Below are 1,514 nucleotides of genomic sequence, written 5' to 3' on the forward strand. Positions count from 1 at the left end.
GCCTTGGAGGCATGGCCAAAGCAATTGAGACAGGTCTTCCAAAAATGAGGATTGAAGAAGCAGCAGCACGGCGCCAGGCGCAAATCGATTCTGGAAAAGAAACGATCATCGGCGTTAATAAATATAAGCTTGAGAAAGAAGATCCGCTTGAAATACTGGATATTGACAATACAGCGGTCCGGGCAAAACAAATCGCGAGGCTGAAGGACCTAAAGGATAATCGTGATAATCAAAAAGTCGAATTCGCATTGACGGAACTCACAAAAGCCGCGGAAACAGGGGAGGGCAACCTCCTGGAACTAGCTGTCAAGGCAGCAAGGGTACGTTCTTCTCTTGGTGAGATTTCCGATGCGATTGAAAAAGCAGCAGGCAGGCATAAAGCGATTATTCGATCAATCAGTGGCGTTTACAGTTCTGCATTCACAAACGAAGAAGCAATTGCTGAAGTACAGCAAATGACAGATGAATTCCTTGAAAATGAAGGAAGAAGACCTCGTATTATGATTGCCAAAATGGGTCAGGATGGTCACGACCGCGGTGCGAAAGTCATTTCTACCGCATTTGCCGACCTGGGCTTTGATGTAGACATCGGGCCATTGTTCCAGACTCCTGAGGAAACAGCAATCCAGGCTGTTGAGAATGACGTCCATGCGATTGGGATCAGCTCCCTTGCCGCTGGCCATAAGACACTTCTGCCGCTGCTAGTACAGGAATTGAAGAAGCTGGGGCGTGAAGATATTGTCGTCATAGTTGGCGGTGTCATCCCTGCACAGGATTATGAATTCCTTTATGAAAACGGCGCCAGTGCGATCTTTGGGCCAGGCACCGTTATTCCAGCAGCAGCTCAGAAGGTTTTGAGAACAATCTATGATCGCCTGGGCTACGAGGAAGTGTCGGAATAATGGCTGACGAGAAAAAGCCTGAATGGTTCGACCCGGAAAAGGCAGAGTTCTTTTCGAGTATTGTTAAGCCAGGAGTGGCTGGTACAGGGATGACTAGCAGCGTTAGCGCGGGAAAAACAGGACGTTTCGTAAAAAAAAGCAACGCTGCTAATCTTGATCCCTCAAAGCTCGCCGACGAAATTAAAGGTGGAAGCAGGACTGCACTAGCAAGGGGAATCACCTTGATTGAAAGCAATGCAGAGCACGATTTTCATGCAGGACAGTCTCTGCTGCAGCTGCTTCTTCCAGATACAGGTTCTGCGGTCAGAATAGGGATCACAGGTGTTCCGGGAGCTGGAAAAAGTACCTTTATCGAAAGCTTTGGAACCTATTTATGCAGCCTGGGGCATAAAGTTGCCGTCCTGGCTGTTGACCCAACTTCAAGCCTGACTGGAGGAAGCATCCTGGGGGACAAAACAAGGATGGAAAATCTCGCGCGGAATCCCCGGGCATTCATCCGGCCTTCTCCTTCTGGAGGAAAGCTCGGTGGGGTCCATAGAAAAACCCGTGAAACGATGCTCGTTTGTGAAGCCGCAGGCTTTGATGTGATTCTAGTCGAAACTGTAGGGGTAG

General features: G+C 48.9%; 1 protein-coding gene and 1 pseudogene. Both read left to right on the plus strand.

The genetic code is table 11. The features are described 5' to 3' along the window. Positions 1-902: methylmalonyl-CoA mutase family protein (locus WB217_RS13045; protein ID WP_423993649.1), on the plus strand; the 902-nt coding region annotated here is incomplete at its 5' end. Beyond that, positions 902-1,514: pseudogene (locus tag WB217_RS13050) on the plus strand (methylmalonyl Co-A mutase-associated GTPase MeaB); the annotation flags it as partial. The gene WB217_RS13045 and the pseudogene WB217_RS13050, both read left to right, overlap by 1 nt.

The organism is Mesobacillus sp., from assembly GCF_049588175.1.
Classification (GTDB): domain Bacteria; phylum Bacillota; class Bacilli; order Bacillales; family Cytobacillaceae; genus Mesobacillus.